The following is a 6,000-nucleotide window of genomic DNA, read 5'->3' on the forward strand; positions in this document are numbered from 1 at the left end:
CGGCGCCGGACCCCCGCCCCCGGGGGGGGTCCGGCGCCGGACGCGCACCGGCGCCCCGCGGCAAGTCCGGGGCGCCGGATCTCGACTCGGGGAGGAAACAAGATCATGGGCGTCACGCTCGCCAAGGGAGGCAACGTCTCCCTCTCCAAGGCCGCACCCAACCTCACCAACGTGACCGTCGGTCTCGGCTGGGACGCGCGCTCCACCACCGGAGCCCCCTTCGACCTCGACGCCAGCGCCCTGCTGTGCGCCACGGGCCGCGTGCTCGGCGACGAGTACTTCGTCTTCTACAACAACCTCAAGAGCCCCGAGGGCTCCGTCGAACACACCGGCGACAACCTCACCGGTGAGGGCGACGGCGACGACGAGACGATCCTGGTCGACCTGACCAAGGTCCCCGCCGCCTGCGACAAGATCGTCTTCCCGGTGAGCATCCATGACGCCGACGTCCGCGGCCAGAGCTTCGGCCAGGTCAGCAACGCCTACATCCGCGTCGTGAACCAGGCCGACGGCTCCGAGCTCGCCCGCTACGACCTCAGCGAGGACGCCTCCAGCGAGACGGCGATGATCTTCGGTGAGGTGTACCGCTACGGGGGCGAGTGGAAGTTCCGCGCCGTCGGACAGGGGTACGCATCAGGCCTGCGCGGCATCGCCCTAGACTTCGGGGTCAACGTTTCGTAAAGCCGCGCACGGCGCGGGGGAAACCCCATAACGAAGGATTGGGTAGCCAGTGCTCCTGAAAACCTTTGGTTGGTCGTTCGCCATCACGGCGGCCGGACTGGCCCTGGCCGGTGTCCTCTGGGGGTGGCAGGGGCTCGCGATCGTCGCGATACTGTCCGTCCTCGAGATCTCGCTCTCGTTCGACAACGCGGTCATCAATGCCGGAATCCTCCGGAAGATGAACCCGTTCTGGCAGAAGATGTTCCTGACCGTGGGCATCCTCATCGCCGTCTTCGGCATGAGGCTCGTCTTCCCGGTCGTCATCGTCGCCATCACGGCGAAGCTGGGTCCGTTCGAGGCGGTCAGGGTCGCGATTCAGGACCACGATCGCTACGAAGCCCTCGTCACCAGCGCCCACCCGGCCATCGCCGCCTTCGGCGGCATGTTCCTGCTCATGATCTTCCTGGACTTCATCTTCGAGGACCGGGACATCAAGTGGCTCGCCTGGCTGGAGAAGCCGCTCGCCAAGCTCGGCAAGCTGGACACCCTCTCCGTCGTCGTCTCCCTGGTGGTGCTGGTCATCGCCGCCACCACCTTCGCCACCGCCGTTCCGGTGCACGACGGTGAGGGCACGATCGACAAGGCCACCACCGTCCTGCTCGCCGGAATCGGCGGTCTCATCACGTACCTGATCGTCGGCGGAATCTCCGACTTCTTCGAGAACCGCCTCGAAGAGGCCGAGGAGGACGAGGACGACGAGGACGGGGCCGTGGAGGACGCGGTGCCCGCCGGCGCGAAGAAGGGCGGCACCTCGGTCGTCGGCCTCGCCGGCAAGGCCGCCTTCTTCATGTTCCTCTACCTGGAGGTCATCGACGCGTCCTTCTCCTTCGACGGTGTCATCGGCGCCTTCGCCATCACCAACGACATCTTCGTGATGGCCCTCGGCCTCGGCATCGGCGCCATGTACATCCGGTCCCTGACGGTCTTCCTCGTCCGCAAGGGGACCCTGGACGACTACGTCTATCTCGAGCACGGCGCGCACTACGCCATCGGTGCCCTCGCCGTCATCCTGATGATCAGCATCAAGTACGAGATCCCCGAGGTCGTCACGGGCCTCATCGGCGTGGCCCTCATCGGGCTGTCCTTCTTCTCCTCCGTGCTGCGCAACCGCAAGGAGGCGGAGTCCGGAGACGGGTCCGGCGCGAAGGCGGAAGTCCCTTCCGGGGTGTGACCCTGGCACATTTGAGGAACGCTCTCAGCGGGGCGGTCGTGAGGCTCACCTCACGGCCGCCCCGCGGCAGTTGAGCGGGAAATGTGCGAGGAAAAGGTGGGGGGTTCGTCGGTCATGGCGGTCTGGGACAGGTTCTTCAGCAACTGGGGGCGCGCGGCCGCGCAACAGCTCGACTTCGGCGGGGTCAACGGCGCCGTCGAGCTGACCAAGCGTCATCCCTCGTTCTCCCTCACCAAACAGGGAGCGGTCACCGGAAACCTGCGCGTCAACCTCTCCTGGCGGATGCGCACCTCGGACTTCGGCGACAGGGCGGGGCTCGGCCAGGGGCTGCGGCACCCCATGCGGAAATTCCGGCCGGAGATGGTGCAGGCGCAGGGCCCGGCCATGGTCAACGTGGACCTCGACCTCGCCTGTCTGTACGAGCTCCAGGACGGCTCCAAAGGCGTGGTGCAGCCCCTCGGCAACATACTGGGCAGCATCAACGCCCCGCCGTACGTCCAGCTGAGCGGCGACGACCGCTTCGGGTCGGGGTCGGGCGAGACGATCTACATCAACATGGACCACCGCGCCGACTTCAAACGGCTGCTGATCTTCGTCTACATCTATGACGGCACCCCGGCGTTCGACCGTACGCACGCCCTCGTGACGCTCTACCCGGGCAACGGCCCCCGGATCGAGATCGCGCTCGACGAGCGCGCGCCGGAGGCGCGGTCGTGCGCCGTGGTGATGCTGGAGAACGTCAAGGGCGAGATCGTGCTGCGGCGCGAGATGCGGTACGTGTACGGGTTCCAGGCGGAGCTGGACCGGCTGTACGGGTGGGGGTTGCAGTGGGGGAGGGGGTACAAGACGAAGGTCTGAGCCTGTCGAAAGTCAGCCTGCCTGGCGTTTGAGGGCCGGGGCTCCTTCTCCTTCTTCAGCCGTCCGGTGTTTGAGGGCCGGGGTCCGGGGCGGAGCCCCGGGGCGGTGCTGCGGTCAGCGGTTCGGCAGGAACTGCGGGCCCTGCGGCGGCAGCCGGAACGACGGGTCCGGCACGGGCCGGTACTGCGGATACCCGTAGGCGGGCGCGCCCGTGGGCGCGGGCTGATGCGGGTATCCGTACGCGGGCTGCGGCTGCGACGTAGCCGGCGGCACCGTGGGCGGCACGGGAGGCGGCGGAGGATAGCCGTAACCCGGCTGCGGCTGCGGCTGCGGCGCCGGGGTGGGCTCGGGCGCCGGGCCGGGCACCTGCGCGCCCGTGGGTGCGGCGGCAGGCGCCTCTTCGGGCGCCTGGGTGGGTGCCGGTGCCGGCACCGGCGCCGCGGCCTGCGTGATCGCATCCCCGGTGCCTCCGGCGCCGGCCGTCTCCTCGGACTCGTCCACCGAGATGCCGAACTCCGTGGCCAGGCCGACCAGCCCCGACGCGTAGCCCTGGCCCAGGGCCCGGAACTTCCAGCCCTCCCCGCGGCGGTAGAGCTCGCCGCAGATCATGGCGGTTTCCGAGCCGGTCTCCGGCTGGACCTCGAACAGCGCGAGCGGCTCGCCGCTCTGCCCCGCGGGGACCGCCGCGGCGTCGTAGAGCAGCACGCACAGGTCCCGCACGCGGCCGAAGTCGCCCCCGTCCGCGGAGGCGGCCAGCACGACGCGGTGCACGGACGGCTCCAGCGTGCCCAGGTCGGTCTCGATCGCGTCGGTCAAGCCTTCGACCAGTCGCTTCTTCGGCAGGTGGCGGACCGCGCCGGAGGGGTGCCGCGGCTGGTTGTAGAAGACGAAGTCCTCGTCCGAGCGGACGCGGCCGTTCTCGCCCACGAGCAGGGCGGAGGCATCCACGTCCGGGACGCCCGGGCCGGGGGTCCAGCGCAGTACGGCCCGCACGGCGCGGGCGTCCAGCGGGATGTTCGACCCCTTCAGCATGGCGTGCGTCATGTCCGCAATCCTGCCCTCCCGCGGCTCCGGGGGACAACGCAGGGGTCGGAGACGGTGCCGACGATCACGAAACCGGCACATGACGCACCCGTGGGCTCCCCGCTCCGACATCCCGGCGACTCATACGGGGTCCCAGATTTTCATGCACTTGGGGAACTCTTGACCCGTCGCCGGACGTACGATAATCGGCCACCTCTGCGCCTGGACGAGCCTGCGCGCGGGTGTGGTCACGGGGAGAGTAATGAGGCATTTCGAACACCTTGCGCCCTCAGTGCGGAATGGGCTGTTCCATCAGGAGCCGGTCGCCTTCGACGCCGGTTCCCCGGCCCGTACGCTCTCCGTCGCCCTCGGCGCCACGCTCTACGCCCCCGGCACGCGGCCGTCCCTCGCGGCGGACGTCGTCAAGCAGACCGAGCGGGGGGTCGTGTCCATGGTCCTCTGCCTGGAGGACTCCATAGGCGACCACGACGTCGTCGCCGCCGAGGAGAACCTCGTCCGGCAGTTCAGCGAGCTGGACCGGGCCGGCGCCCGGGCCCCGCTGCTCTTCATCCGCGTGCGCGAGCCCGCACAGATCACCGACCTCGTACGGCGGCTCGGGCCCGCCGTACGGCTGCTCTCCGGCTTCGTCCTGCCGAAGTTCACCGAGGACCGCGGAGTGCCGTTCCTGGAGGCCCTCACCGAGGCCGAAGCGGAGTGCGGGCAGCGGCTGTTCGCCATGCCGGTGCTGGAGTCGCCCGAACTGCTCCACCTGGAGACGCGGCGCGAGACCCTCGCCGGGATCTCCCGCACCGTCGACAAGTACCGCGAGCGGGTGCTCGCGCTGAGACTCGGCGTCACCGACTTCTGCTCCGCGTACGGGCTGCGGCGCGCGCCCGACATGACCGCGTACGACGTGCAGATCGTCGGGTCCGTGATCGCCGATGTGGTGAACGTGCTCGGGCGGGCGGACGGCAGCGGCTTCACGGTCACCGGCCCCGTGTGGGAGTACTTCAGACAGCACGAGCGGATGTTCAAGCCGCAGCTGCGGCGGACGCCCTTCGCCGGGCCCGCGGAAGAGCTGCGCACGGCTCTCATCGAGCACGACATGGACGGCCTGCTGCGGGAGATCCAGCTCGACCGGGCGAACGGGCTCCAGGGCAAGACCTGCATTCATCCTTCGCACGTCGCGCCCGTTCATGCCCTGTCCGTCGTCAGCCACGAAGAGTTCAGCGACGCGCAGGACATCCTGCGGCCCGAGCGGGACGGCGGCGGAGTGCTGCGGTCCGCCTACACGAACAAGATGAACGAAGTGAAGCCGCACCGGGCCTGGGCCCAGCGGATCATGCTGCGCGCCGAGGTGTTCGGCGTCGCGCGGGAGGACGTGAGCTTTGTGGAACTGCTGGCGGCGAGCGTTCGGGCGGGCGTGTGAGCGGGGTGTGGTCCGGGCGGTGGGTCGCGGACCGGCTGGGCGTCTCGCTGGACGGTGACGCGCGGCTTCCCGAACTGCTCGGGCTGGCGCTGCGGCGCAATCCCAAGCGGGCGCACCTGCTGGTGTCCAACGTGCTGGGCAAGCACGTGCCGGCGTCTCCGGCGGTCGTGTACGGGTCCGGTTTCGGGCTCGGGCGCCGGGTCCGCGAGCTGCTCGGCGACGCGGAGGCGGCGCGGGCTGTCGTCCTCGGGTACGCCGAGACGGCCACGGGACTGGGGCACGCCGTCGCCGACGGGCTCGGGCTCGCCCCGTACCTGCACTCGACGCGGCGGGCCGTGGCCGGGGTCGCGACGGTCGGGGGCTTCGAGGAGGAGCACAGCCACGCGACGTCGCACCTGCTGCTGCCGGAGGACCCGGAGTTCTTCGCCGGGGACGGGCCGCTGGTGCTGGTGGACGACGAGTTCTCCACGGGGCGGACGGTTCTGAACACGATCGCGGCGCTGCACGCGGGGTTTCCGCGGTCGCGGTACGTGGTCGTTGCGCTGGTCGACATGCGGTCGGAGGAGGACCGGGCCCGCTTGGAGCGGTTCGCGGCGGAGCTGGGGGCGCGGGTGGACCTCGTCGCGCTGGCTTCGGGGACGGTGCGGCTGCCGGAGGGCGTGCTGGAGCGGGGGCAGGAGCTGGTTGCGGAGCGGGAGCGGGAGCGGCTTGCGGAGCGGGAGGCGTCGGCGGGTGCGGGCGCGTCCGGGGTCCGGGGGCGGGGGCTCCGGGGTGGGGGTCCGGGGCCGTATATGTACGG

6 protein-coding genes are annotated in these 6,000 nt (G+C 70.2%); 5 read left to right on the forward strand and 1 reads right to left on the reverse strand.

The annotated features are described in order from the left end of the window. Window positions 1–105: 105 nt before the first annotated feature. The 3 genes from ACOTKD_RS05075 (at window position 106) to ACOTKD_RS05085 (ending at window position 2,749) form a co-directional block, all read left to right on the forward strand. The gene (locus ACOTKD_RS05075) at window positions 106–681 is read left to right on the forward strand and encodes a TerD family protein (protein WP_030369881.1); all 576 of its coding nucleotides are present in this window, start codon (window positions 106–108) and stop codon (window positions 679–681) included. A gap of 49 nt (window positions 682–730) precedes the next feature. Further along, entirely contained in the window at window positions 731–1,891 is a 1,161-nt protein-coding gene (locus ACOTKD_RS05080; protein ID WP_424887642.1) for a DUF475 domain-containing protein, read from the forward strand. A 114-nt stretch (window positions 1,892–2,005) separates the two neighbouring features. Next, window positions 2,006–2,749 (forward strand): TerD family protein, encoded by a 744-nt coding sequence (locus ACOTKD_RS05085; protein WP_424887643.1) that lies wholly within the window; start codon window positions 2,006–2,008, stop codon window positions 2,747–2,749. Between the two features lie 114 nt (window positions 2,750–2,863). Here the strand turns inward: ACOTKD_RS05085 and ACOTKD_RS05090 are convergent, their stop codons facing one another. After that, window positions 2,864–3,793, reverse strand: a complete 930-nt coding sequence (locus ACOTKD_RS05090) for a TerD family protein (RefSeq protein WP_424887644.1) — start codon at window positions 3,791–3,793, stop codon at window positions 2,864–2,866. Window positions 3,794–4,034: 241 nt separating this feature from the next. Here ACOTKD_RS05090 and ACOTKD_RS05095 point away from each other — a divergent pair, with 241 nt between their 5' ends. Both ACOTKD_RS05095 and ACOTKD_RS05100 read left to right on the forward strand, forming a co-directional pair. After that, a complete protein-coding gene (locus tag ACOTKD_RS05095) occupies window positions 4,035–5,201 on the forward strand; it encodes an HpcH/HpaI aldolase/citrate lyase family protein (protein ID WP_424887645.1) in 1,167 nt (388 codons plus the stop codon). Beyond that, the coding region (locus ACOTKD_RS05100; RefSeq protein WP_424887646.1) for a phosphoribosyltransferase domain-containing protein at window positions 5,198–6,000 on the forward strand (803 nt) is incomplete at its 3' end. The genes ACOTKD_RS05095 and ACOTKD_RS05100, both read left to right, overlap by 4 nt.

This window comes from Streptomyces sp. XH2, assembly GCF_049725035.1.
Classification (GTDB): domain Bacteria; phylum Actinomycetota; class Actinomycetes; order Streptomycetales; family Streptomycetaceae; genus Streptomyces; species Streptomyces roseoverticillatus.

What these genes read in the sequence shown, in the direction of transcription:
- ACOTKD_RS05075 (WP_030369881.1), top strand. Translation starts at nt 106, where the DNA reads ATGGGCGTCACGCTCGCCAAGGGAGGCAACGTCTCCCTCTCCAAGGCC.
- ACOTKD_RS05085 (WP_424887643.1), top strand. Translation starts at nt 2,006, where the DNA reads ATGGCGGTCTGGGACAGGTTCTTCAGCAACTGGGGGCGCGCGGCCGCG.
- ACOTKD_RS05090 (WP_424887644.1), bottom strand. Translation starts at nt 3,793, where the DNA reads ATGACGCACGCCATGCTGAAGGGGTCGAACATCCCGCTGGACGCCCGC.
- ACOTKD_RS05095 (WP_424887645.1), top strand. Translation starts at nt 4,035, where the DNA reads ATGAGGCATTTCGAACACCTTGCGCCCTCAGTGCGGAATGGGCTGTTC.